Genomic DNA, 25,984 nt, shown 5'->3' with positions numbered 1-25,984 from the left:
TGGTTTATTAATTGGAGTACACTAATTGAGGTGTTATTATGAAAATAATTGTCAGTGGCGGTGGAACCGGAGGACATGTTTACCCGGCCCTTGCCTTAATCCGTACAATCAAAAAGAAACATCCGGATACAAAGTTTTTATACATTGGAACCGAAAGAGGATTGGAATCAAATATTATTCGAAGAGAGAATATACCATTTGAAGCAGTGGAAATTACTGGCTTTAGACGCTCGCTCTCCTTTGAAAATATTAAAACGGTTCTCCGGTTTTTAAAGGGTGTTAAACGTAGCAAACAAATCATCAATGATTTTAAACCGGATGCTGTAATTGGGACTGGAGGCTACGTATCGGCTCCTGTTGTATATGCTGCGGCTAAAAAGAAGGTTCCGGCAGTGATTCACGAACAAAACAGTGTACCGGGCTTAACGAATAAATTTTTAAGCAAGTATGTACAAAAAGTGGCGCTCTGTTTTGATTCGGCGAAGGAGTTTTTTCCTGCCCAAAAAGTGATTCTTACTGGAAATCCACGTGCTTCAGAGGTGGTCGGTAAAGAAAGCCGCGGGGAATTGGTCAAGCTGGGTCTGAAGGAAAACATTCCTACAGCTCTCATTACGGGAGGAAGCAGAGGAGCCAGGCCGATTAATGAAGCCGTAATAAAGTCATTGGCACAGCTTACCAATAAACCGTATCAAGTTTTATACATAACTGGGGAAGTTCATTTCGAAGATGTAAAGAAAGAAGTGGAACTCATCGGTGCTTCTCCAAATGTAGTGGTGGTTCCTTTTATTCATAACATGGAAGAAGTGCTTACTGAGATAGATGTTGTGGTAGGCAGGGCAGGGGCTACGTCACTTGCTGAAATTACGGCGCTTGGTCTTCCGTCAATACTTATTCCAAGCCCGTATGTAACGAACAACCATCAGGAAAAAAATGCCTCTGTTCTTACATCAGCAGGCGCCGCGATTATGCTCCAGGAAAAGGACTTGTCCAGTCAAAGGCTAATGGCTGCTCTTGATGAGATCCTCTTGGATGATAAAAAGAGACAAAATATGAGCGAAGCTTCGAAGAAACTGGGGATGCCCGATGCATCTGACCGGTTATATGATGTGCTTTTGAGCATGATTGAACGTGGAAGGAGTTAAAGGGGTATGGAAATGGAAAAGATTATGGAAGAATTGCGAGCAAACAATGTTGGAAAAGTGAAGGAAAATGAGCCGTTGGCTAACCATACAACAATTAAAGTCGGGGGACCGGCGGAAGTTTTTGTTGAGCCTGATTCTATAGATAAATTATTAAAGACGATGGACATTGTTCAAAAATACCAACTGCCTTGGAGAGTAATTGGGCGCGGATCTAACCTGCTCGTTTCAGATAAAGGGATCGCAGGGGTGGTCATCAAGCTCGGTAAAGGCATGGACGCTCTTGAAATAGAAGGAACGAAAGTTCAGGTAGGGGCAGGTTATTCTTTCATTGTCCTTGCCAACGCCTTAGGGAGAAAAGGATTAAGCGGTCTTGAATTTGCAGGCGGTATCCCAGGATCTGTGGGTGGAGCTGTTTATATGAATGCAGGTGCACACGGCTCTGATATTTCAAAGATATTGGAAAAAGCACGAGTGCTTTTCCCTGACGGGACTGTAGAATGGCTCACCAATGAAGAAATGGAATATTCATATCGGACTTCAGTCCTTCAGAAGAAGCGCCCGGGAATTGTTCTTGAAGCCGTTTTTGATTTAAAGGAAGGGGACCGCGAGGTGATTGCCGCCGATATGAAGAAACACAGGACATATCGACGGGATACCCAGCCCGTTAAACCATGCTGTGGAAGTGTATTTCGCAATCCGCTGCCAGAACACGCAGGGAAGCTGATTCAGGATGCCAGCCTGAAAGGATATTCCATTGGCGGGGCACAAATATCCGAGCTACATGGGAATTTTATCGTCAACAATGGGTCGGCAAAAGCAGAGGATGTTTTGGCGCTGATCAAACATATGAAAGAAACGGTTCTTGAAAGAAACGGCATTGAAATGCATACAGAAGTGGAAATAGTAGAGGGCAACCGGGAATAGGAAAAGCGTAAGCGCCTATCCTTTGACCTATAGACTAAGTTGAAACGCGAAGAGCACTATGTTTAATCTCGACAAGCATAAGCCCATTCCCGAGGAGGCGCTCCTCAGCCGCCACAGGGAATTGGTTTATGACCCTCGAGGGTTTAGGCGTTGACAGGCTCAGAACGCGACGTCCTGTCGCATCGCTTGCACTAGAGCTTCCTGTACGTCGGCAGTCTCAAGCAGCGACGTCCTGTCGCATCGCCTGCACTAGTACTTCCTGTACGTCGGAGCCGATGTCGTAGGAGGAGGCGTGAGGTCTGCTAGTCGATAGGCACTTCAGCTGGATAATATAGAAAAGCGTAAGTGTTTTGATCAGCACGAGCAAATTAGGCAATCCCGAGCAGACAGTTTTTCAGTCATCACAGGAAATAGGATTATAGCCTCTTGAAGCTGGATGCCTGAGCCAGACCGGAGAAAATTAGGTAAAAGGGGAGATGACTGTGGATCAAAAAAAAGTTCTATCCCTGGAAGACAGGATTCCCAAAATAAAAGAACATCGAAAACGCAAGGCGAACCGGCGGCTCATCTTCCTTATTTCTTTGTTTTTCCTTCTGATCCTGTTAGTGATTTATTTCCAATCACCTTTAAGCCATGTGAGTGAAATCAAAGTAAAAGGAAATGAATCAGTACCGGATCAAACGATTATCAAAAGAAGCGGTCTTAAAAGCGGAGACAACATTTGGAAATTGGATAAGAAGAAAGCAGTTCAAAAACTTGAAGACCATCAAGAAGTGAAGCATGCGAAAGTTAAGATCGCTTTTCCTAATACGGTATACTTGCAAATACAAGAATACAAGACAATTGCTTATGTCTTAACAGGAACGGAGTTCCATCCGATCTTGGAAAATGGTCTGATTGTTGAAAGCAGCCCGAAGGGTGGAGTGCCAGTTAACGCGCCAATATTATCCAATTTTAAAGAAGATGCAATCTTGGAAAATATGGCCAAGGAATTGAAGGAATTGAAGCCTGAAATCGTAAATGTCATTTCGGAAATCCATTATACACCGAAGAAAACGGACAAGTATCATATCACTCTTTTTATGAATGATGGTTTCGAAGTGAGTGCAACTATACTGACTTTCTCAGAAAAGATGGTGCATTATCCCTCTATTGTCAGCCAACTGGACCCTAAGGTCAAAGGTGTTATTGACATGGAAGTCGGTTCATTTTTTAAAGCATACGAAACTAAAGGGGCGAGTGGAGAAGGAGAGCAGCAGGAATAATAGTTCTCAATTTTTACCAATAAAGGCCTTAGTGACAAAGTTCTACAGGGATTTTTCACTGTGATTACTCTATAAACTTTTTCTAATCACAAGTTTGGCTTTTCTGTGGCTCCATCTTAGTGTAGACTTATACTTAGTGGCGGTTTTGGCAGGTTCTATAAAAATATGACGGTAAATGTAGAATTTTGTTGAATGGAGAAGCCGGCAACCAAGAAAATTAACGAATGAAACTCATAAATAATTCAATAGATTAAAAGGAAATTACCTGAATTTGCCGAATACATAAATGTAATTACCGTGTCAAGGATGGTTATTTATGAAATTTCCATATATCAAGCTGAAGATAAAGATAGAGTTGAAGGAGGTGCCGCGGAATGAATAATAACGAGATGTATGTCAGTCTCGATATAGGAACATCCACAGTGAAGGTGATCATCGGTTCCATGGGCAGCGATTCCTTAAATGTAATTGGAGTTGGAAATATTAGTGCCAAAGGAATTCGGAAAGGGTCTATTGTTGATATAGATGAAACGGTTCATTCGATTAAGAGTGCGGTTGAACAGGCAGAAAGAATGATTGGAATGAAAATCAATGATGTGATTGTCGGGATTGCGGGCAACCATGTCGCTTTACAGCCTTGCCATGGAGTGGTAGCCGTATCTAGTCAAAATAGAGAAATAACAAATGATGATGTCGCAAGAGTAATGGATGCAGCCCAAGTCATTTCCATCCCGCCGGAAAGAGAGATCATCAATGTGATTCCACGGCAATTTATTGTAGATGGATTGGATGAAATCACGGACCCACGTGGAATGATTGGTGTCCGTCTTGAAATGGAAGGTACCATCATTACCGGGGCCAAAACGATTTTACATAATACGCTTCGGTGTGTTGAGCGGGCGGGTTTGAATATTACAGATATCGTACTACAGCCGCTTGCAGCGGCTGCTGCAGCTTTATCAAAGGACGAACAGCAGCTTGGCACTGCCTTAATTGATATGGGAGGCGGTTCAACAACGCTTTCTGTATTTGAAAACGGAAGCATCAAAAATGTCAGTGTCATCCCAGTAGGCGGGGAACATATCACTAAAGACCTGTCTATTGGTCTTAGGACAGCTACAGAAGATGCGGAGAAAATCAAAGTTACATATGGACATGCATTTTATGATCATGCATCGGAAGAAGAAGTTTTCAGTGTTCCTATAATTGGAAGTGACCAGCATCAGCAATTTAACCAATTAGAGCTTTCGGATATCATTGAGGCCAGAATGGAAGAAATTTTTGAGTTAGTTCAAGATGAATTGAATGAAGTGGGTGTCACTGATCTTCCGGGAGGTTTCGTATTGACTGGCGGCTCAGCGAATATGCCGGGTGTTGTCGAACTGGCACAGATGATTTTCCAAAGCAGGGTCAGGGTTGCTATTCCGGATTATATCGGTGTCCGTGAGCCTCAGTATACAACTGCAGTAGGATTGATCAAATATTCCTATCAGAATGCGAGATTGCAAGGAAGAAGTGTAAGTGCCTCTCCGGTTCAAGTAACAACTGAACCTGATCACGGCGCAGCTGCAGATCCACATCAATCCGAAAGGCAAAAGTCCGAAAAAGACCCGGAAAAGAAAATATCGACTAAAGTTAAAAAGTTTTTTGGCTACTTTTTTGAATAAGCCAGCCGATTGAATAAAACGAACAGGAGGACATGTCATGTTGGATTTCGATACGAATATTGATTCTTTGGCAACTATAAAGGTAATCGGAGTTGGCGGTGGGGGAAACAATGCTGTTAACCGTATGATTGAACATGAAGTGCAAGGTGTTGAATTTATTGCTGTAAATACCGATGCCCAGGCTTTAAACTTATCTAAAGCTGAAATAAAAATGCAAATTGGTGCGAAATTGACAAGAGGTTTGGGAGCAGGTGCCAACCCTGAGGTCGGCAAAAAAGCTGCTGAAGAAAGCAAAGAACAAATTGAGGAGGCTCTTAAAGGGGCTGACATGGTCTTTGTCACGGCTGGAATGGGCGGAGGTACCGGAACAGGTGCAGCGCCTGTAATTGCTCAAATTGCAAAAGATTTGGGTGCTTTGACGGTCGGAATTGTCACAAGGCCATTTACTTTTGAAGGGCGGAAACGTGCAACCCAGGCGGGCGGCGGAATAGACGCAATGAAAGAGTCTGTCGATACCTTGATCGTTATTCCTAACGACAGACTTTTAGAAATTGTTGATAAGAGTACTCCGATGCTGGAAGCATTTAGAGAAGCAGACAATGTATTGCGGCAAGGTGTTCAGGGGATTTCCGAGTTGATTGCTGTTCCTGGTTTGATCAACCTTGATTTTGCGGATGTCAAAACAATCATGACCAATAAAGGGTCTGCCTTAATGGGGATAGGGGTTGCAACCGGTGAAAATCGTGCGGTGGAAGCAGCCAAAAAAGCTATTTCTTCCCCACTTTTGGAAACCTCCATTGACGGTGCACAAGGTGTTTTAATGAATATCTCTGGGGGAGCCAATTTAAGTCTTTTTGAAGTCCAGGAAGCGGCTGATGTTGTGGCATCAGCCTCCGATCAAGAAGTAAATATGATTTTTGGCTCTGTTATAAATGACAATTTGAAAGAAGAAATTGTTGTAACGGTTATAGCAACCGGGTTCAACGATACGAAACCACAAAATAAGCAACAGAGCCCAATGTTTGGGCAAAAGAGACAACAGCAAAATCAGGTTCCGAACCGTGACCAGAAAAGGGAAGAGGTACAGGAGCCAGCAAGAGCCACCCAACAGCAGCCTCTTGAAGATACACTTGATATCCCGACTTTTCTTAGAAATAGAAATAGAAGAAGATAATGACGTAACAAGAAACCAGGTAAATCACCTGGTTTTTTGTTGTTTCTGCCTCGCTGGGTCGATCATAAACTTACTCCTACCAGTTTCTCTCCCTCATTAGTCATTCTTCGATGTAAATTGTGAAAACTTCTATAAATTCACATACAGGAAGTGACACATTCCATTTTTGGCGTCCGTTATACTAATCATTAATAGAAATAGCAAGGTATTCTGAAATTCTTAGCCTCTTTGGAGGGGGGCCTTTTAAAAATCATGATCATTTACATGGATGTCATTTGGTTTTTGAATTTCCTTGTAGACAGCTTGCTACTTTGGATTACAGCAATCTTTTTAAAGAGACAGGTGAAGACATGGAGAGTCCTGGTGGGTGGGTTGATGGGCTCAGGCTTGATCCTGTTCGCTATTACCCCATTGGCCGCTGCTGCAAGCCATCCAGTCATCAAAATGGGTACATCTATTTGTATGATATTGACAGTATTTGGATTTAAGAGAGTCAAATCCTTTCTTTCCTGTTTGCTGACATTTTATTTTTCAACATTTCTTATGGGCGGAATTTTACTTGGCACTCATTATTTTGTCACCTACAATTTTAAGATTAGCACAGCAGTATCATTGGAAAGCATCCGGGGATTCGGAGATCCAGTCAGTTGGCTGTTTGTGGCAGCGGTGTTTCCGATCGCTTGGCATTTTTCGAAGAAGAGAGTTGAGGACTTAACCATATCTTCTATTGAATACGATGTCCTTGTAGATGTTACCATTCAAATCAATGGACTCAATCTACAGGTGAAAGGACTGATTGATAGCGGAAATCAATTGTATGACCCTATTTCCAAAACTCCTGTAATGATTGCTGCGGTATCAAATTTAAAGAATCAATTGCCGGCAGAGATTCTACTGTTGGCAGACAAGAACAACAATCCTATCGAACTGGCTGATAAAATTCCAGAAGCTTGGAGTGAAAGAATGAGGCTGATTCCTGCAAAAACACTTGGAACGAATAATCAATTGCTTTGCGCATTCAAGCCTGAAGCTATATATCTTCAAATGGAGGACGAACGGAAGGCAGCCCAGAAGGCCCTGATTATTTTTACAGACCAAGAATTATCCAGTGACGGCCGCTTCCAATGCATTGTTCACCCCGCAATAGTGGAACAGGCTGTTGTGCAAACAGCCTCTTAGATACATGTTTCAAATTTAACTTCATTCAGCAGAAGTCTCCCGCTTCTGTAAGTGGTGAGATGAATGCATGTTGGTATTCCATTCAGCGGGGGTTCAAACCCCGACTGAATAAAGTTAAAGCCTCCGGCGGATGCCACAGATTTTCAGAGGAAATTTATCGAGCTTAAGCTCGATAAAATCTGGGCGCAAATACGCCAAGGCGCATTTGATTGAGAGGAGGAGATTGAGTGAAAAGAATTCGCCTGCATCTTACCTATTATTGGTATAAGGTGCTTAAGAAACTGGGATGGAAATCTGATGAAATTTATTATATAGGAGGGAGTGAAGCGTTACCTCCGCCTCTTTCTCGGGAAGAGGAAGCGATCTTGCTTAAGAAGCTCCCAAATGGAGACAAGACGGCGAGATCCATGTTGATTGAAAGAAATCTCAGACTGGTAGTGTATATTGCGAGAAAATTTGAAAATACGGGTATTAATATTGAAGATTTAATAAGCATTGGTACAATCGGTCTGATCAAAGCGGTCAACACATTCAACCCGGAAAAGAAAATAAAGCTTGCTACATACGCATCAAGATGCATTGAGAATGAAATATTAATGTATTTGAGACGAAATAATAAAATCAGGTCTGAAGTATCCTTTGATGAGCCATTAAATATTGACTGGGATGGGAACGAACTGCTTTTATCAGACGTTTTGGGGACTGATAATGATATTATTACAAGGGATATAGAGGCTCATGTCGACAAGAAGCTTTTGCTGACTGCCCTTCAAAAACTTACTCAACGTGAAAAACAAATTATGGAATTACGATTTGGCCTGGCTGGAGAGGAAGAGAAGACGCAGAAAGATGTGGCTGAAATTTTAGGTATTTCACAGTCTTATATATCGAGACTTGAAAAAAGGATCATCAAACGGCTTCGAAAGGAATTTAACAAAATGATATAATTCGATTTGTTTAATATCTGGACAGTTTAACTTCATTCAGCAGAAGTCTCCCACTTCTGTAAATGGTGAGATGAATGCATATTGGCATTCCATTCAGTGGAGATTCATACCCCGGCTGAATAAAGTTAAAGCCTCCGGCGGATGCTACAGATTTTCAGAGGAAGTTTATCGAGCGGGGCTCGATAAAATCTGGGCGCAAATACGCCAAGGCGCATTTGATCGGATCGGCATGCTTTTTTTCATATTTCCATGAGTTTAGCTATGCATATATTTTCCTTCTGCGGAGATACTTATTTCTAGCAGCTCCTGCTAGGAGGGAAATAAGTGAAGCGAAATAAAGTAGAAATATGCGGTGTGGATACTTCAAAGCTACCTGTCCTTAAAAATGTGGAAATGCGGGAACTTTTAAAGCAAATGCAGGAGGGAGATTTGACAGCACGAGAGAAACTGATCAATGGGAATCTCCGCCTGGTATTAAGTGTTATTCAGCGGTTTAACAACAGGGGAGAATATGTGGACGACTTGTTCCAGGTCGGCTGCATCGGTTTGATGAAATCAATCGACAACTTTGATCTAAGCCAGAATGTCCGGTTTTCCACCTATGCCGTCCCGATGATTATAGGAGAAATCCGCCGTTATTTGCGGGATAACAATCCCATCCGTGTTTCACGGTCATTGCGCGATATCGCTTATAAAGCACTCCATGTAAGGGAACGCCTCATGGCAAAAACCTCCAAAGAACCCACAGCGGCAGAAATTGCGAGGGAATTGGAAATACCGCATGAAGAAGTTGTTTTTGCGCTGGACGCTATCCAGGACCCTGTATCATTATTTGAGCCGATTTATAATGACGGCGGCGATCCGATATTCGTCATGGATCAATTGAGTGATGAGAGGAGCCGTGACAGTCAGTGGATCGAGGAAATTGCTTTACATGACGGGCTGCAGCGGCTCAATGATAGGGAAAAAATGATCATTCGAAAGCGCTTTTTTCAAGGTAAAACACAGATGGAAGTGGCGGAGGAGATTGGGATTTCACAAGCGCAGGTGTCCCGTCTCGAAAAAGCTGCCATCAAACAAATGAATAAGAATATTAATATTCAATAAAGTTTTTAGGGGTCAGACCCCCTTTACTACAGTAAAGGGGGTCTGACCCCTGCTCTTTTCTATATCATGAATGGCGGGACTAACAGCATATAATGGATTAAGAAGGAGTGTGCTCCTGTCTAAATGAATGACGGAAGCGGGGGATGAGTATGGTGAGAATTTCGGAGTTCCAAATAAAAGACGTTGTTAATATTTCAGATGGGAGAAAGCTGGGGAATATAAGTGATATTGAGATAAACTTGGATACAGGTAGGATAGAGTCAATTGTTATAAGCGCTGCAGGAAAGTTATTGGGTTTTTTCGGAAAAGAGGATGAAGTGGTCATCCCATGGAACCAAATTATTAAAATCGGAGAGGATGTCATTCTGGTCAGGTACAGCGGGTCCCAATATACACAGCAGCAGCTTGGAACACCAAAAGACTAGATAATTCGGGTGCCGTTCGCATATTTTTGTGGTACACTTAAGAAAATGTCTTTTCTTAGGATAAACAAGAAGATACAATAGGAGTAATCAACGTGAAAGATGTAAAAGAAAATTTAGCTTTTATTCAAGGTCAGATAGCAGAAGCATGCGAACGGTCAAGCCGTAATCCGGAAGATGTTCATATCGTGGCGGTTACGAAATATGTATCGGTTGAAAGAGCTGCCGAAGCTTTGGAAGCCGGCATACAGAATCTTGGAGAAAACCGTGCCGAAGGTTTATTGAGTAAGTGGGAGGTATTGAAGGACAGGCCCTTATGGCATTTTATTGGAACCCTTCAATCTCGTAAAGTTAGAAATATAATTGATAAAGTGGAGTATATCCATTCACTCGATCGCTTGTCTTTGGCAAAAGAAATTAATAAACGTGCCAGCAAAAAGATCAAATGCTTTATTCAGATCAATGTTTCGGGTGAGGAATCCAAACATGGCCTCCAGCCTGAGGATACAGTAGAATTTATACGACAGCTTGAGGCTTATGAAAATATAGAGGTCGTCGGCTTGATGACTATGGCCCCGCATACGGATGACGAAGAAGTATTGCGGACATGCTTCCGCCGTTTAAGAAGCCTTAAAGAGGAAGTTGAAGGGATGGGATTAAAGCATGCGCCATGTCATGAGTTATCGATGGGGATGTCAAATGACTTTAAAATAGCCATTGAAGAAGGGGCAACATTCGTACGAATAGGTTCTGCCCTTGTCGGAGAATGATGCTGAGGAGGCCAAAAATGGGCATTAAATCAAAGTTCAAAAATTTTTTCCTATTAGAAGATGAATATGAATATGAAGAAGAAAAAAATGAAGTTGAACCTCAAGCAGAAAAAGAACCGATGAAGACAGCAGCCAACCGAAAACAAAATGTTGTCAGCCTTCAAAGTGTACAGCAAGCTTCAAAGGTTGTCCTGATTGAACCGAGAGTGTATGCAGAAGCACAGGAAGTTGCCGATCATCTTGGCAATCGCCGTGCAGTTGTAGTCAACCTACAGCGGATCCAGCATGACCAGGCAGTGAGAATTGTAGATTTCTTAAGCGGTACGGTTTATGCGATAGGCGGGGATATCCAAAGAGTCGGCAGGGATATTTTCCTTTGCACCCCGGATAATGTGGAAGTATCCGGGAACATTACCGAAATGTTTGATAATGAGAATTATGAAGATCCGAGGTGGTCATAAACGGTATGAATTTTGTAATAGCGATTATAGTACAACTGATAAGCCTGTATTCTTGGGCATTGATTATTTATATTTTGATGTCCTGGTTTCCAAATGCCAGGGAATCATCGATAGGCCAACTTCTAGGAAGGATATGTGAACCTTATTTGGAACCTTTCCGAAGAATTGTCCCTCCGCTTGGAATGATTGATATTTCCCCGATTGTTGCGTTTTTAGTCCTTAAACTGGCTACAGCGGGTCTGTGGGAAATCTCCAGATGGGTAAGCTAAAAGAGGATAGCTGTACAGCTTTCCTTTTTTTATCGCCTAAGAAGGATAAAGGCTAGCTCAGATTGATAAATATTATTTAACAAAATGATGTTAGGTCTGGCACCGACGGGTAGAATAGTCTAGTGCCGCTGACGTACAGGAAGACTAGTGTAAGTGAAGTAACAGGGAGTCGTTATTTGAGTCTGACGACGTATAGGAGGTCCTAATGCCAACCGAAGCCACAGTATGTGGCGCCGAGGCCATTGCAAGGATTTAAGCCAACGCAGGCAAACGACACCTTCTTCAGAGCTTGTCTAGATTGATGCAGATTAAGAAGCGCTTCCCCGTTGTTTTGCTATAGGAGTTGTATCCAAATGTCATCAATCTATCAGCATTTCAGGCCTGAAGAAAAACAATTCATTGATACGGTCCTGGATTGGAAAGAACAAGTTGAAAATACATATGCACCCAAGTTGACCGACTTTCTGGATCCTCGCCAACAGTTTATTTTGCAGTCCATCATTGGAGATGGAGTAGATGTCCGGTGTGGCTTTTTTGGAGGAAGGGCACAAAGCGAGCGAAAAAGGGCCCTATTGTATCCGGAATATTTTCAGCCTGAAGAAAAGGATTTTCTTGTTGGTCTATACGAAATAGAATATCCTCGGAAATTTATGAAGCTTGAACACCCGATGGTTTTAGGTTCTTTAATGTCCTTGGGAGTAAGGAGGGACAAGTTCGGGGATATTCTGGTAAATGAAGATCGAATTCAATTTTTTTCAAACGAAGAGATTGAATCATTTTTAATGACGGAATTGAGAGAAATAGGGCGCGCATCAGTCCATCTTCGAAGGATTCCGTTTGAAGAAGCGATCCAAGAGCCAGAACAATGGAGAGAGCTGGAAATATCGGCAGCATCATTGAGACTTGATGCAATCATTTCTGCAGCCTTCAATTTATCCAGACAAAAGTCTCAAGCTTTGATTGCACAAAAGCTTGTTAAATTAAATTGGAAAACAGTTGAAAATCCTGCTGCTGAATGTATGGAGGGAGACCTGATTTCAGCACGCAGGCTTGGCAGATGCAAAATCATCGAGCTGCTCGGCTATACTAAGAAAAGCAAATCACGGTTGAAAATAGGATTATTAAAATAATATTAAATAATAAAGAAACCCGCCAACTTTAGACGAAATTCGAGTATAATATGAAGAATAGACTTATATAGTAATGGAGGTGGCAAGATGCCGTTAACACCGGTCGATATACATAATAAGGAATTCAGCAAAGGGTTCCGGGGATATGATGAAGATGAAGTCAATGAATTCCTTGAGCAGGTCATAAAAGATTATGAGCTAGTCCTTAGAGAAAAAGAGGAACTTGAAGAGAAAATTGCCGCGATGAATGAGAGGCTTGGGCACTTCAGCACCATTGAGGAAACGCTCAATAAATCAATTGTGGTAGCTCAGGAAGCTGCGGAGGAAGTCAAGGGCAACGCAATGAAGGAAGCGAAACTTATCATCAGAGAAGCGGAGAAAAACGCCGACCGGATCGTCAATGAATCGTTATCCAAGGCACGCAGAATTGCGCTTGAAATCGAAGAATTAAAGAAGCAGTCGAAGGTATTCCGCACGCGGTTTAGAATGCTGATTGAAGCCCAGCTTGACTTGATTAATAATGACGATTGGGACCAGCTCATGGGATTTGAACTGGATGCAACAGAATTGAATTCTCTGGAAGAAGTCGAAGAATTAGAGTAAAAACTCGAAACTTGACTCTGCATTTGCGATTCTCATATAATGTAATAAAATTATTTATATCTGTTAAACGATGAGAGGGAGAGTACAATCTCATTTTCTGTTGAAAGCGAGCTGGGGATGGTGAGAGCCTAGTAATGGAAGGGATTTGGAAAATCACCCTTGAGTACTTGATTCGAAAGCCTAGCAAGTAGAAGAGAGCGATTCATCCACGATACGGATTTATGAGCGGGCGATTACACTGTGTAATTGTCTATTTGGGTGGTACCGCGGGAAAAAATCCTTCTCGTCCCTTTTGTGGGGCGGGAAGGATTTTGTTTTTTGGACAATATGTTTTAATACAAGGAGGATACTGATTTGGATTATAAAGATACGCTGCTCATGCCGAAAACGGACTTTCCAATGCGTGGAAATTTGCCGAAAAGAGAGCCGGAAATGCAGGGGAAATGGGAAGAAGAAAAGATCTATCAAAAAGTTCAAGAGCGAACGAAAGGAAGGCCGCTTTACGTATTGCACGATGGACCGCCATATGCAAACGGTGATCTTCATATGGGCCATGCTCTTAATAAAACATTGAAGGACTTTATCGTCCGTTACAAATCAATGGCGGGATTTTGCGCCCCATATGTTCCCGGTTGGGATACACATGGACTTCCGATTGAACATGCGCTTACTAAAAAAGGAGTCAACCGCAAGGAAATGTCGGTGGCAGAATTCAGAGAGAAATGTGCACAATATGCTTATGAACAAATTGACAATCAGAGAACTGAATTCAAACGTCTTGGAATTAGAGGGGATTGGGAAAATCCATATATTACTTTAAAGCCCGAGTATGAAGCGGAACAAATCAAAGTGTTCGGAGAGATGGCTAAAAAAGGCTATATTTATAAAGGAAAGAAGCCTGTGTACTGGTCACCTTCCAGTGAATCAGCTCTTGCTGAGGCGGAAATCGAATATAAGGATAAACGATCACCTTCCATCTATGTGTCCTTCACAATAACAGACGGAAAAGGTGCCGTAGAAGATCAAACCAATATCATCATTTGGACAACCACTCCTTGGACAATCCCTGCTAACCTGGCTATTGCTGTTCATCCTGACATAACCTATGCAGTAATTGAACAGGACGGAAAGAAATATATAGCTGCAGAAGGGCTCGTTTCAAACTTGAAGGAAGTATTCGATTGGCCGAATGCCAAGGTTGTTAAAACATTGAAGGGAGCGGAACTTGAGTATGTAGTTGCCAAGCATCCGTTTTATGACAGAGATTCACTTGTCATTCTTGGAGAGCATGTCTCAATGGACTCCGGTACTGGGTGCGTCCATACTGCACCAGGGCATGGTGAAGATGACTTCCATGTTGGTCGAAAATATGGCCTGGATGCTTTAAGCCCTGTTGATGACAAAGGCTATATGACAGAAGAAGCTCCGGGATTTGGAGGGCTGTTTTATGATGCAGCCAACAAGCCGATTACCGAAAAACTAGAAGAAGTGGGCGCTTTATTGAAGCTTGATTTTATCACTCACTCCTATCCGCATGACTGGCGGACTAAAAAACCGGTTATTTTTCGAGCTACACCTCAATGGTTCGCATCCATCAAAGATTTTAGAGCGGAGCTCCTAGAGTCAATCAATGAAGTTGCATGGGTTCCTGAGTGGGGAGAAACAAGGCTTTATAATATGGTCAGAGACCGTGGAGACTGGTGTATCTCCCGCCAAAGGGTATGGGGAGTGCCGATTCCAGTATTTTATGCTGAAAATGGTGAAGCGATTATTACGGATGAAACGATTTCTCATGTATCAGAGCTTTTCCGTAAGCATGGATCAAACATTTGGTTTGAGAAAGAAGCCTCTGAGTTATTGCCAGAAGGATTCTCTCATTCAGGAAGCCCGAATGGGGTCTTTACAAAAGAAACGGATATCATGGACGTTTGGTTTGATTCCGGTTCCTCACATCAGGGAGTGTTAATGGAAAGAGATGATTTACAACGCCCAGCAGATCTATATTTAGAAGGTTCGGACCAATACCGCGGTTGGTTTAACTCTTCATTGACAACTGCTGTGGCCGTTACAGGAAAAGCTCCTTATAAAGGTGTCTTGAGCCATGGATTTGTTCTTGACGGCGAGGGCTATAAAATGAGTAAGTCTCTTGGTAATGTCATTGTTCCCGCCAAGGTGACAAACCAGTATGGAGCGGAAATTCTTCGTCTATGGGTATCGTCTGTTGATTATCAATCAGATGTAAGAATTTCAGATGCCATTTTAAAGCAGGTCAGTGAAGTGTATCGCAAAATCAGAAACACATTCCGCTTTTTGCTTGGCAACCTGGCTGATTTTAATCCGGAAGAAAATACAGTTCCGTTTGAAAAACTTCGGGAAGTGGACCAATTTATGTTGATCAGATTAAACAATTTGGTCAAAGAATCCCTTAACGCGTATAACGAATTTGAGTTCGCTGATATCTACCATGCTGTCAATAATTTCTGTACAGTTGATTTGAGTTCGTTCTATATGGATTTTGCAAAAGACGTTCTTTACATTGAAGCGGAAAACAACTTTGAACGAAGAGCAATGCAGACGGTCATGTACAATTGTGTCGTTTCTTTGGCAAAACTATTAACGCCAATTTTACCTCATACGGCGGACGAAGTTTGGTCACATATTCCGGGAGTTCAGGAAGAGAGTGCGCAGCTTACTGATATGCCGGAAGTGAAAGAGTTTGAGAATAGTTCAGAACTTGAGAAGAAATGGAAAGAGTTCCTTCTCGTCAGAGACGATGTTTTAAAAGCATTGGAAGAAGCAAGGAATGAAAAAGTGATTGGCAAATCATTGACTGCAAAAGTAAAATTATATGTCAATGAAGATGTGAAAAGTTTGCTCAACAGTATATCTGAAAGCTTGAAACAGCTGTTTATCGTTTCTGGTTTCGAAGTGGCCGGAGCATATGACGAAGCGCCGGAGCAAGCTTTGAAACTTGATAAAGCGGCCGTTGTTGTTGAAAAAGCCGATGGCGAAACATGTGAACGCTGCTGGGTCGTAACGCCTGAAGTGGGAAAAGTAGAGGAGCATCCTACGATTTGCCCGCGTTGCGCATCTGTTGTTGAACAACTTAAATAAGTAAGAACTGGGCCCTCCAAAGCGGAGGGCTTATCTCATTTCATTGAAAGTGTAACATTGTTTGAATGATAGAGGTCTGATTGCTACGCATCGGAGAACTGTTGCTGTAAAATCAGTCGAAAGGGCAGCTTACTTTAAAAAAATATGCTCCTTAAGCGAGCTATACGAGAAAGCCTGCAGAACATCATAGCAAAGCGGCATGAAATAAATTCAAATGCCATTATTCAGATACTGGATCATGAGACCAAAAAGCTCCCTTATCTGAAGTGTTTATTGCTTAAGGCTGCGCGCTTTCTACTGTTCTTAATACAATTCCTTTGAGCTTTATGCTAAAATTCAAAAGAACGACTTTTACGATTCGGGGGTTTACGCGTGAGATATTACTTGATTGCATTGTTTGTCCTAGTGTTGGATCAGATTACGAAATGGACAGTTGTCCGAAATATGGAAATCGGAGAGAGTATTAAGATTATCGACAATTTTTTTCACCTCACCTCCCATCGAAATAAAGGGGCAGCCTGGGGAATGCTGGAAGGCCAAATGTGGCTGTTTTATATTATTACGCTCGTCGTTGCCGCAGGAATTATCTATTATATGCAGACGCAAGCTAAAGGCAAGCCGTTGTTTCAAGTAAGTCTGGCGTTTATTTTGGGAGGCGCTGTCGGCAATTTCATTGATCGGTTGTTTAGAAAAGAAGTGGTTGATTTTTTGGATACCTATATTTTTGGATATAATTTTCCAATTTTCAATATTGCCGACTCAGCCCTAACGATTGGTGTTATCCTCCTTTTTATCCAAGTGTTTAAAGAAGAACGGAAGGAAAAGGTGAATGCACATGGAAAAAATTGATTACCAGATAAGGGAAGAAGAGAGTGGGGAGCGGATTGATAGACTGGTTGCTGGTATTGACGAAAGCTGGTCACGTTCTCAAGTCCAGCAATGGATAAAAGATGGACATATCACTGTAAATGGCGAATCAATCAAAGCGAATTATAAATGCAGCCCTAATGATCTCATTGTCATAGAGGTACCGGAGCCAGAGCCTCTTGATGTAGAGCCGGAGGAAATGGAGCTTGATATTTATTATGAAGACCAGGATGTGCTCGTTGTCAATAAACCAAGAGGAATGGTTGTTCACCCGGCACCGGGACACTTTTCAGGGACGTTAGTGAACGGGCTGATGGCTCATTGCAAGGATTTATCGGGTATCAATGGGGTACTGAGACCCGGAATCGTCCACCGGATTGACAAAGATACGTCAGGTCTTTTAATGGTAGCAAAAAATGATATTTCCCATGAAAAGCTTGTTCAGCAGCTTGTGGATAAAACAGTAACGCGGAAATATTTTGCCATCGTTCATGGAGTGATTCCCCATGACCATGGAACAATAGATGCCCCGATTGGCCGAGATCCGGTTGAACGCCAAAGTATGGCCGTGAGCGATAAAGGAAAATCGGCAGTCACCCACTTTACTGTATTGGAGCGGCTTGAACCTTATACATTTGTGGAATGTGTCCTAGAAACCGGAAGGACTCATCAAATCAGGGTCCATATGAAGTATATTGGGCATCCGCTCGTTGGAGATCCAAAGTATGGTCCGCGCAATACCCTTTCCACTGATGGACAGGTTTTGCATGCAGGAATACTCGGATTTCAGCATCCGCGAACGGGAGAGTACATGGAATTCAACGCATCGCTGCCGGATTATTTCACCGAATTGTTACATAGACTACGACAAAATCATTGACAACCTTTGAGAAGAAGTCTATATTGATAATAGTTGAATATTGAACCTTTAAATCGGTCCCGTGAGGCCGGGAAGGTACGGCAAAGCTGCATTAAAGTGCAACTTGTTCTATGGTCATCGTTTCTGCCCTCCTGCCCAGCCGCGGGAGGGCTTTTTTCATGAAAATGAGGTGAAAACGGTGGATCCAAAAGCGATTGTTCTTGATGAGAAAGCAATACATCGGGCATTGACAAGAATTGCTCATGAGATTATTGAACGGAACAAAGGGATTGAAAACTGTGTGCTAGTGGGAATCAAAACACGAGGAATTTATCTCGCGCAGAGATTAGCCGATCGGGTTAAACGCATTGAAGGCGAGGATATACCTGTCGGTGAATTGGATATCACGCTGTACAGGGATGATTTGACTTTTAAAACGGAAAGCGCAGAACCGGAGGTTAAGGGATCGAGCCTTCCCGTCAACATCAATAATAAAAAAGTCATATTGGTGGATGATGTTTTGTATACAGGCAGAACAGTAAGAGCCGCCATGGATGCTTTGGTCGATATCGGGCGCCCTTCCCAAATTCAGCTTGCTGTCTTGGTTGACAGAGGCCATCGAGAACTGCCGATAAGGGCAGATTTTATTGGGAAAAACATTCCTACTTCAAGTCTTGAGAGAATTGTTGTTGAACTTATGGAAACAGATGAGCATGACCAGGTAGGAATTTATGAAAGTGAATAATACCCTTTTAATTCAGTCCTGTGAGACTGGCAAAGGGGGCTTCAATGTGAAGCTGGCAGACGATGCCAGGCTTTGTTTTGCAAACCCTCTTTTCCGGCAAAAAGGCATAGAGGGTTTTCTTTTTGACAATTTTAGGAAGAATGGTGAGCTGTCATGAACAATCTTTTTACCATGAAGGACTTATCCACTGAGGAAATACATGAAATATTGCATACAGCCGAATCGTTTGCAAAGGGAGAAAATTGGACCCCCGCAAAACAAACCTTCGCTGTTAACCTGTTTTTTGAACCGAGCACTAGAACAAAAACAAGCTTCGAAATAGCTGAACGCAAATTGGGCATTGATGTCATCCCTTTTGAAACAGGATCCTCAAGCATTTTAAAAGGGGAGACGCTTGAGGATACACTGAAAACACTTGAATCGATTGGTGTAGATCTTGCTGTTATCCGCCATAAGCAGGATGCTTACTATGAATCACTTGCAGGAAAATTTCAAATGAAAATTGTCAACGGGGGAGATGGATGCGGCCAGCATCCGACGCAGTCATTACTCGACCTATTGACAATCAAGCAGGAATTTGGAAAGTTTGAAGGCTTGAAAGTGACAATTGTGGGCGACTTGAGTCATAGTAGGGTTGCGCGGTCCAACACAGAAGCTTTAACTGCGTTGGGAGCTGAGGTTTTTTACTCGGGGCCGGCTGAATGGTTTGTAGGTGACGCTGGAAATGCCGAAAATTACGTGGATATTGATGAAGCGATTGAGTTTTCGGATGTACTTATGCTTTTGAGAATCCAACATGAAAGACACGATACAATGATGGATCTGAGTGCTGAGCAATATCATGAAAGATACGGTTTAACGCCAAAAAGGGAAGAAAGAATGAAGCCGGGAAGCATTATCATGCATCCTGGACCTGTAAACAGAGGCGTTGAAATAGCAGACAGTCTTGTAGAAAGCGGCAAATCAAGGATTTTTAAGCAAATGGAAAATGGTGTATACGCAAGAATGGCAGTTTTAAGAAACATTCTCGATAAATAAAAGGAGGAATCCCGCATGAATTGGCTGATTAAAAATGGAAAGATGCTGCGAGATAATGGTGAATTGAAAGAGATGGATATAAGAGTGAAAGATGGCCTTATTGCTGAAGTTGGCAGTCATCTCAAAAACAATGGAGAGCAAGAGTATGATGCAGCGGGGCTTCTTGTCACACCTGGTTTAGTGGATTTGCATATTCATCTTCGTGAACCGGGTGGTGAAACAAGAGAAACGATAGAAACAGGAACGATGGCTGCTGCTAGAGGAGGATTCACTACTGTGGCGCCTATGCCGAATACGAGACCGGTCCCTGATAATGCCGAACAGATGGAATGGCTGGTGAACCGCATCGAAGAAACAGGCAAAGTGAAAGTTCTGCCTTATGCAGCCATCTCCGTTGGCCAGCAGGGAGAGGAACTTGTTGACTTTAAAGCTCTGAAGGAAGCCGGTGCATTCGCTTTTACGGATGACGGTTACGGTGTACAGACTGCAGCAAAAATGTATGAAGCTATGCAGCAAGCAGCAAACCTTGATATGGCGGTTGTCGCACACTGTGAAGATAATTCGCTTATTTATGGCGGTGCCCTTCATGAAGGAGAGTTTTCAAGAAAATCGGGAGTTCCAGGAATTCCGTCCATTTGCGAGTCTGTCCATATTGCACGGGATGTGCTGCTCGCAGAAGCGGCAAACTGTCATTACCATGTCTGCCACATTAGTACAAAAGAGTCTGTTCGGACAGTAAGGGATGCGAAAAGAGCAGGTATTAAAGTCACAGCGGAAGTCAGCCCGCATCATCTGATTTTATGTGATGAAGATATCACAGATGCCAATGACACGAATTTTAAAATGAATCCACCCCTTCGAGCAAAGGCAGACCGTGAAGCTTTGATTGAAGGATTGCTTGACGGAACCATCGATTTCATAGCAACGGATCACGCCCCGCATACAGCAGAGGATAAAGCAAAGAAAGTGACGGAGGCTCCTTTTGGAATCGTCGGCCTTGAAACAGCCTTCCCACTTCTTTATACGCACTTTGTTGAAAAAGGCCATTTCACATTGAAACAATTGGTTGACTGGATGACAGTCGCTCCTTCTAACACATTTAAATTGGATTCTGGAACTTTAAATGTAGGAAGGCCTGCAGATATTACCCTGATCGACTTGGAAAAAGAGCAGAAAATAGATCCAAGCAAGTTTTTATCTAAAGGAAGAAATACTCCGTTTAGCGGATGGACATGCAAAGGATGGCCTGCAGCCACCTTTGTCAATGGAGAGATCAAATGGTCGGAAGGACGTGACAATTGATGAAACGCCAGCTCATTCTAGAAGATGGTACAGTTTTTATAGGTGAAGCAATCGGTAGTGAAAAGGAGACAACTGGTGAAATCATTTTTAACACAAGTATGACTGGTTACCAGGAAATCATTTCGGATCCGTCGAATTATGGTCAGATCATCGTTTTCGGTTTTCCGCAAATTGGAAACTATGGAATCAACCGTGACGATTTTGAAAGCATCCAGCCAGTCATTAAAGGAGTTGTTGTTAAGGAGGCCGCAGACTACCCGTCAAACTGGCGCAGCAACATCTCTTTTGGTGAATTTCTACAAGCAAAGGATATCCCAGGTATCACTGGTATTGACACTAGAAAATTGATTAGGATTATCAGATCGAAAGGAACGATGAAGGGAGTCATATGCGGATTTGGAGAAAGTATTGAAACGCATCTTTCCCGCCTGCACGCTGTCGAAAGTTTGCCTGATCAGGTCAAGCAGGTGTCAACTGTAAAACCATTCCCGGCACCGGGACGGGGAAACAGTGTCATCGTCATCGATCTCGGTTTGAAGCATGGACTTTTGCGCGAGCTTACTAAGCGGGGGTGCGATGTAACGGTTGTTCCTTACCAAACATCCGCAGAAGAAATTCTTTCCTTGCAGCCGGACGGTGTGATCTTGTCTAATGGTCCTGGAAGTCCAGAAAATGTTCCCGAAGCAATTGAGACGATTCGTGAAATTCAGGGGAAAGTTCCTTTATTTGGAATTGGACTAGGCCATCAATTATTTGCCCTCGCGAATGGCTGCAAAACGAAGAAGATGTTTGTCGGCCATCGAGGTGGAAGTTATCCAGTAAAGGATCTTGAAACGGGAAAAGTAGTTTTCACTTCCCAAAACCATGGATATGAAGTCGATAAACAATCGGTGGATGGAAATAATCTGACCATCACACATATGGAATTGAACGAAGGGTCCATCGAGGGTTTGTCCCATCAAAATCATTTAGCCTTCTCCGTACAATTTGAACCGGAAGGCGCGTCAGGCTCAGAAGATGCTAAGTATTTATTTGATCAATTTCTGAGATTAATGGATGAAAATAAAAGAAAGGCGGATGACCATGCCGAAAAGAACTGATATCAATAGTATTTTAGTAGTGGGGTCAGGCCCTATCATAATTGGACAGGCTGCTGAATTCGACTATGCTGGCACCCAGGCTTGCCTAGCTCTGAAAGAAGAAGGCTACAGGGTCATCCTAATAAATTCAAATCCCGCGACAATTATGACAGATTCCGAGATTGCAGATGCTGTCTATATCGAACCGCTGACACTTGAATTTGTAAGCCGCATTATCAGAAAAGAACGGCCAGATGCTATTCTGCCAACACTTGGCGGACAGACCGGATTGAACATTGCTATGCAGTTGGCTAAAGCAGGAGTCCTTGAAGAATGCAATGTCGAAATACTTGGTACAAAGCTTTCAGCCATTGAACAGGCGGAGGACAGGGATCAATTCAGAAGCTTGATGAATGAATTGAATGAACCGGTGCCTGAAAGTGCGATCGTACACACGCTGGAAGAAGCGACAGATTTCGTAGCAGAAATTGGATTTCCTGTCATTGTTCGACCTGCGTATACACTTGGCGGAACAGGTGGGGGTATTTGTAACAACAGCGAGGAATTTGAGTCCGTTGTGTCCAACGGTTTAAAAAATAGCCCTGTCAACCAATGCTTGATTGAAAAAAGCATCGCTGGATACAAAGAGATAGAATTTGAAGTAATGAGAGACTCAAATGACAATGCGATTGTCGTATGCAACATGGAAAATGTGGATCCGGTTGGTGTTCATACCGGTGACTCCATCGTAGTGGCTCCTTGCCAAACATTGAGCGACAGGGAAATTCAGCTGCTGAGAAACACTTCTTTGAAATTGATCCGTGCCCTTGGGATAGAGGGCGGATGTAATGTCCAGCTTGCTCTTGACCCAGAGAGTTTCCAATACTATATCATCGAAGTGAACCCGCGTGTCAGCCGTTCATCTGCGCTTGCTTCCAAGGCAACAGGATTTCCGATTGCGAAATTGGCTGCAAAAATAGCCGCTGGATATACATTGGACGAACTTATGAACCCTGTGACAGAAAAAACTTATGCCTGCTTTGAACCTGTCATTGATTACATTGTCACTAAAATTCCAAGATGGCCTTTTGATAAATTTGAATCTGCGAACAGAAGTCTTGGAACCCAAATGAAAGCGACAGGCGAAATCATGGCGATTGGCCGCAGCTTCGAAGAATCGTTGTTAAAAGCGGTACGTTCCCTCGAAATCAGCTTGTATCATTTAGAAAATGAAGAAGCTAAAACGATGGAAGAGTCCGAATTGCAGTCCGAAATTGAAAATGCTACTGACGAACGGCTTTTCATTGTGGCAGAAGCGTTACGAAGAGGAATTTCAATACAGACTATCCATGATTGGAGTAAGATCGATCTATTTTTCCTACACAAATTAAATAAAATCATTGAGCTTGAAAATAGGTTGATAAAAGAACCGTTTAATGCTGAATTGGCAGTTCAAGCGAAAAAAATGGGCTTTGCGGATATCACTCTTGCAAAATTGTGGGAAAGCAATGAGAAAGAAATTTATGAATGGCGCAAAAACAATGAGCTAGTGCCAGTGTATAAAAAAGTAGATACGTGTGCTGCGGAATTCGAATCCGAAACTCCGTACTTTTACGGAACTTATGAAGAGGAAAATGAATCAGAACGTACCAGCAAACAAAGTGTTATTGTACTAGGATCCGGGCCTATCCGCATTGGACAGGGAATTGAGTTTGACTATGCAACGGTACACAGTGTATGGGCAATTCAGCAGGCGGGATATGAAGCGATTATCATCAACAATAACCCTGAAACAGTCTCGACAGACTTCAGTATTTCAGACAAGCTGTATTTCGAGCCGCTTACGCTCGAAGATGTCATGCATATCATTGATTTGGAGCAACCACTCGGTGTCGTTGTCCAATTTGGCGGACAAACAGCAATCAATCTGGCATCAGGCCTTTCCGAACGCGGCGTCAATATTCTTGGGACTTCTCTTGAAAGTCTTGACAGAGCCGAAGACAGAGAACAATTTGAGCAGGCTCTATCCGAATTGAATATTCCGCAGCCAAAAGGGAAGACAGCTTTTTCAGTAGACGAAGCTGTAAAAATTGCTACGAATATCGGCTACCCAGTATTGGTCCGCCCTTCCTACGTCCTTGGGGGAAGAGCGATGGAAATTGTATATGAAGAAAAAGAACTCCTTCATTACATGGAAAATGCAGTGAAAATTAATCCTGAACACCCGGTGCTTGTAGACCGTTATTTGACTGGAAAAGAAATAGAGGTCGATGCGATTTCCGATGGGGAAAATGTGTTGATTCCAGGCATCATGGAGCATATTGAACGAGCGGGCGTTCACTCTGGGGATTCAATAGCAGTTTACCCGCCGCAAAATATCAGTGCGGAAATGATCAAGAAGATTGAAGATGCTACTATCCGCCTTGCTAGAGGTCTTGAGATTATCGGATTGTTGAACATCCAATATGTCATTTCAAATAATGAATTGTATGTCATCGAAGTAAATCCGCGTTCAAGCAGGACAGTGCCATTTTTAAGCAAAATCACAGGGATTCCAATGGCAAATCTTGCTACGAAAGTTATTTTGGGCAAGAAACTGCCTGAACTTGGCTATGAAACCGGACTAAGCCAGGAAATGAGCGGAGTTTATGTCAAGGTGCCGGTCTTCTCATTCGCCAAGCTGAGAAGGGTAGATATCACTCTGGGACCTGAAATGAAATCCACTGGGGAAGTCATGGGGAAAGACAGTACGATGGAAAAAGCACTGTATAAAGGATTAGTAGCTTCCGGAATAGAAATCAAGACACATGGTACTGTATTGATCACAGTGGCGGATAAAGACAAGGACGAAGCGGTGAAGCTCGCTGAGCGGTTCTCTGCCATTGGTTACCAGATTATGGCTACAAGCGGTACAGCGAAAGCTATTACTGATTCAGGTATTAAGGTTCAAACGGTCGATAAAATTGGGGCGTCCGGACATAATCTGCTTGATACGATCAGACAGGGTGATGCACAACTTGTCATCAATACACTTACAAGAGGAAAGCAGCCACGCAGAGACGGTTTCCGTATCAGAAGGGAATCCGTTGAAAATGGTATACCGTGTTTAACATCGTTGGATACAGCAAAAGCCATCCTCGACGTCCTTGAATCAATGGTCCTTTCCGCTGAAGCAATGCCGTCTGGGAAAAAGGCGGCTCAATAATGCCAGAAAAAAATTTGCCGATTATAGCACTTGATTTTCCGGATAGTGAAAAAGCATGGAATTTTTTGAACAGATTTGACGGAGAACAGTTATTTGTGAAAGTTGGGATGGAGCTCTATTATCAAGAGGGAGCAAATCTGCTCAAATCTTTGAAAGAAAAAGGACATTGGATTTTTCTTGACTTGAAACTTCATGATATTCCCAATACGGTTCATCGGTCAATGAAAGTTCTTGCTGGACTTTCGATCGATATGGTCAATGTCCATGCAGCTGGTGGAACAGAAATGATGAAAGCAGCTCTTTCCGGGTTGGAAGAAGGGACAAAGGCGGGGCAAACCCGCCCTGCTTTGATCGCTGTCACACAGTTGACGAGCACAAGCGAAGAACAAATGCAGCGAGAGCAATTGATAGACCGCTCAATCGATGAATCCGTCCTCCATTATGCATTGCTTGCCAAGGAATCTGGCCTCGACGGGGTTGTTTGCTCTGCTTTTGAAGCAGCCTCCATTGCAAAGGAAGCAGGAGGAGACTTTTTGAGAGTGACTCCAGGGATTCGGATGACGGGGAGCAAAAGCGATGATCAAAAGCGAATCGTGACCCCTTCGGATGCTCGCGAAATGGGATCATCGATGATCGTAATCGGTCGTCCAGTTACACAAGCGGGCGATTCGGTTTTATCCTATAAAAAAGTGTTGACAGAATGGGAGAGGTAAAG

General features: G+C 42.9%; 24 protein-coding genes and 1 other annotated feature. All 24 genes read left to right on the top strand.

What is annotated here, in order from left to right; translation table 11 throughout:
* Positions 1–38: 38 nt before the first annotated feature.
* The 24 genes from murG (at position 39) to pyrF (ending at position 25,982) form a co-directional block, all read left to right on the top strand.
* Entirely contained in the window at positions 39–1,142 is a 1,104-nt protein-coding gene (gene murG / locus D5F11_RS05700; protein WP_120115241.1) for an undecaprenyldiphospho-muramoylpentapeptide beta-N-acetylglucosaminyltransferase, read from the top strand.
* A 12-nt stretch (positions 1,143–1,154) separates the two neighbouring features.
* Complete coding sequence (murB, locus tag D5F11_RS05695) at positions 1,155–2,066, top strand: UDP-N-acetylmuramate dehydrogenase (protein ID WP_120115321.1); 912 nt, start codon at positions 1,155–1,157, stop codon at positions 2,064–2,066.
* 482 nt (positions 2,067–2,548) lie between these two features.
* Positions 2,549–3,331, top strand: a complete 783-nt coding sequence (locus D5F11_RS05690; protein ID WP_120115240.1) for a cell division protein FtsQ/DivIB — start codon at positions 2,549–2,551, stop codon at positions 3,329–3,331.
* A gap of 374 nt (positions 3,332–3,705) precedes the next feature.
* The gene (ftsA, locus tag D5F11_RS05685; protein ID WP_120115239.1) at positions 3,706–4,998 is read left to right on the top strand and encodes a cell division protein FtsA; all 1,293 of its coding nucleotides are present in this window, start codon (positions 3,706–3,708) and stop codon (positions 4,996–4,998) included.
* Between the two features lie 37 nt (positions 4,999–5,035).
* Positions 5,036–6,172: a cell division protein FtsZ gene (gene ftsZ, locus D5F11_RS05680; RefSeq protein WP_120115238.1), complete on the top strand. Its 1,137-nt coding sequence runs from the start codon at positions 5,036–5,038 to the stop codon at positions 6,170–6,172.
* Between the two features lie 252 nt (positions 6,173–6,424).
* Positions 6,425–7,351 carry a sigma-E processing peptidase SpoIIGA gene (gene spoIIGA / locus D5F11_RS05675; protein WP_120115237.1) on the top strand — a complete coding sequence of 309 codons (927 nt, stop codon included), beginning with the start codon at positions 6,425–6,427 and terminating at the stop codon, positions 7,349–7,351.
* Positions 7,352–7,578: 227 nt separating this feature from the next.
* Positions 7,579–8,298, top strand: a complete 720-nt coding sequence (gene sigE, locus D5F11_RS05670) for an RNA polymerase sporulation sigma factor SigE (protein WP_120115236.1) — start codon at positions 7,579–7,581, stop codon at positions 8,296–8,298.
* Positions 8,299–8,368: 70 nt separating this feature from the next.
* Positions 8,369–8,551 (top strand): hypothetical protein, encoded by a 183-nt coding sequence (locus D5F11_RS05665; RefSeq protein ID WP_126646508.1) that lies wholly within the window; start codon positions 8,369–8,371, stop codon positions 8,549–8,551.
* Between the two features lie 71 nt (positions 8,552–8,622).
* Positions 8,623–9,405, top strand: a complete 783-nt coding sequence (gene sigG, locus D5F11_RS05660; protein ID WP_120115235.1) for an RNA polymerase sporulation sigma factor SigG — start codon at positions 8,623–8,625, stop codon at positions 9,403–9,405.
* Between the two features lie 149 nt (positions 9,406–9,554).
* Positions 9,555–9,830 carry a YlmC/YmxH family sporulation protein gene (locus D5F11_RS05655; protein ID WP_120115234.1) on the top strand — a complete coding sequence of 92 codons (276 nt, stop codon included), beginning with the start codon at positions 9,555–9,557 and terminating at the stop codon, positions 9,828–9,830.
* 92 nt (positions 9,831–9,922) lie between these two features.
* A complete protein-coding gene (locus tag D5F11_RS05650) occupies positions 9,923–10,597 on the top strand; it encodes a YggS family pyridoxal phosphate-dependent enzyme (protein WP_120115233.1) in 675 nt (224 codons plus the stop codon).
* A gap of 17 nt (positions 10,598–10,614) precedes the next feature.
* Entirely contained in the window at positions 10,615–11,058 is a 444-nt protein-coding gene (locus D5F11_RS05645) for a cell division protein SepF (RefSeq protein WP_120115232.1), read from the top strand.
* Between the two features lie 5 nt (positions 11,059–11,063).
* Positions 11,064–11,327 (top strand): YggT family protein, encoded by a 264-nt coding sequence (locus D5F11_RS05640; protein ID WP_120115231.1) that lies wholly within the window; start codon positions 11,064–11,066, stop codon positions 11,325–11,327.
* Between the two features lie 353 nt (positions 11,328–11,680).
* Positions 11,681–12,457, top strand: coding sequence for a YlmH family RNA-binding protein (locus tag D5F11_RS05635; protein ID WP_120115230.1), 777 nt, complete (start codon positions 11,681–11,683; stop codon positions 12,455–12,457).
* An 87-nt stretch (positions 12,458–12,544) separates the two neighbouring features.
* Complete coding sequence (locus D5F11_RS05630; RefSeq protein WP_120115229.1) at positions 12,545–13,060, top strand: DivIVA domain-containing protein; 516 nt, start codon at positions 12,545–12,547, stop codon at positions 13,058–13,060.
* 61 nt (positions 13,061–13,121) lie between these two features.
* Positions 13,122–13,354, top strand: a binding site (T-box leader).
* Positions 13,355–13,414: 60 nt separating this feature from the next.
* A complete protein-coding gene (gene ileS / locus D5F11_RS05625) occupies positions 13,415–16,174 on the top strand; it encodes an isoleucine--tRNA ligase (protein ID WP_120115228.1) in 2,760 nt (919 codons plus the stop codon).
* A 372-nt stretch (positions 16,175–16,546) separates the two neighbouring features.
* On the top strand, positions 16,547–17,023 hold the full coding sequence (lspA, locus tag D5F11_RS05620) for a signal peptidase II (RefSeq protein WP_120115227.1): 477 nt from the start codon (positions 16,547–16,549) through the stop codon (positions 17,021–17,023).
* Positions 17,010–17,921, top strand: coding sequence for an RluA family pseudouridine synthase (locus D5F11_RS05615; RefSeq protein WP_120115226.1), 912 nt, complete (start codon positions 17,010–17,012; stop codon positions 17,919–17,921). The genes lspA and D5F11_RS05615 overlap by 14 nt, the downstream gene beginning before the upstream one ends.
* A 178-nt stretch (positions 17,922–18,099) precedes the next feature.
* Positions 18,100–18,645 (top strand): bifunctional pyr operon transcriptional regulator/uracil phosphoribosyltransferase PyrR, encoded by a 546-nt coding sequence (gene pyrR, locus D5F11_RS05610; protein WP_120115320.1) that lies wholly within the window; start codon positions 18,100–18,102, stop codon positions 18,643–18,645.
* 153 nt (positions 18,646–18,798) lie between these two features.
* Complete coding sequence (locus D5F11_RS05605; RefSeq protein ID WP_120115225.1) at positions 18,799–19,683, top strand: aspartate carbamoyltransferase catalytic subunit; 885 nt, start codon at positions 18,799–18,801, stop codon at positions 19,681–19,683.
* 15 nt (positions 19,684–19,698) lie between these two features.
* Entirely contained in the window at positions 19,699–20,985 is a 1,287-nt protein-coding gene (locus D5F11_RS05600) for a dihydroorotase (RefSeq protein WP_120115224.1), read from the top strand.
* Positions 20,985–22,085, top strand: coding sequence for a carbamoyl phosphate synthase small subunit (locus D5F11_RS05595; RefSeq protein WP_120115223.1), 1,101 nt, complete (start codon positions 20,985–20,987; stop codon positions 22,083–22,085). The genes D5F11_RS05600 and D5F11_RS05595 overlap by 1 nt, the downstream gene beginning before the upstream one ends.
* Positions 22,069–25,269 (top strand): carbamoyl-phosphate synthase large subunit, encoded by a 3,201-nt coding sequence (gene carB / locus D5F11_RS05590; protein WP_120115222.1) that lies wholly within the window; start codon positions 22,069–22,071, stop codon positions 25,267–25,269. The genes D5F11_RS05595 and carB overlap by 17 nt, the downstream gene beginning before the upstream one ends.
* Positions 25,269–25,982: an orotidine-5'-phosphate decarboxylase gene (gene pyrF / locus D5F11_RS05585; RefSeq protein ID WP_120115221.1), complete on the top strand. Its 714-nt coding sequence runs from the start codon at positions 25,269–25,271 to the stop codon at positions 25,980–25,982. The genes carB and pyrF overlap by 1 nt, the downstream gene beginning before the upstream one ends.
* Positions 25,983–25,984 lie beyond the last annotated feature (2 nt).

This window comes from Siminovitchia terrae (assembly GCF_003605405.2).
Classification (GTDB): Bacteria; Bacillota; Bacilli; order Bacillales; family Bacillaceae_C; genus Siminovitchia; species Siminovitchia terrae.
The sequence above is the reverse complement of the archived record's forward strand: the minus strand, read 5'-3'. Positions and strand labels throughout refer to the sequence as shown.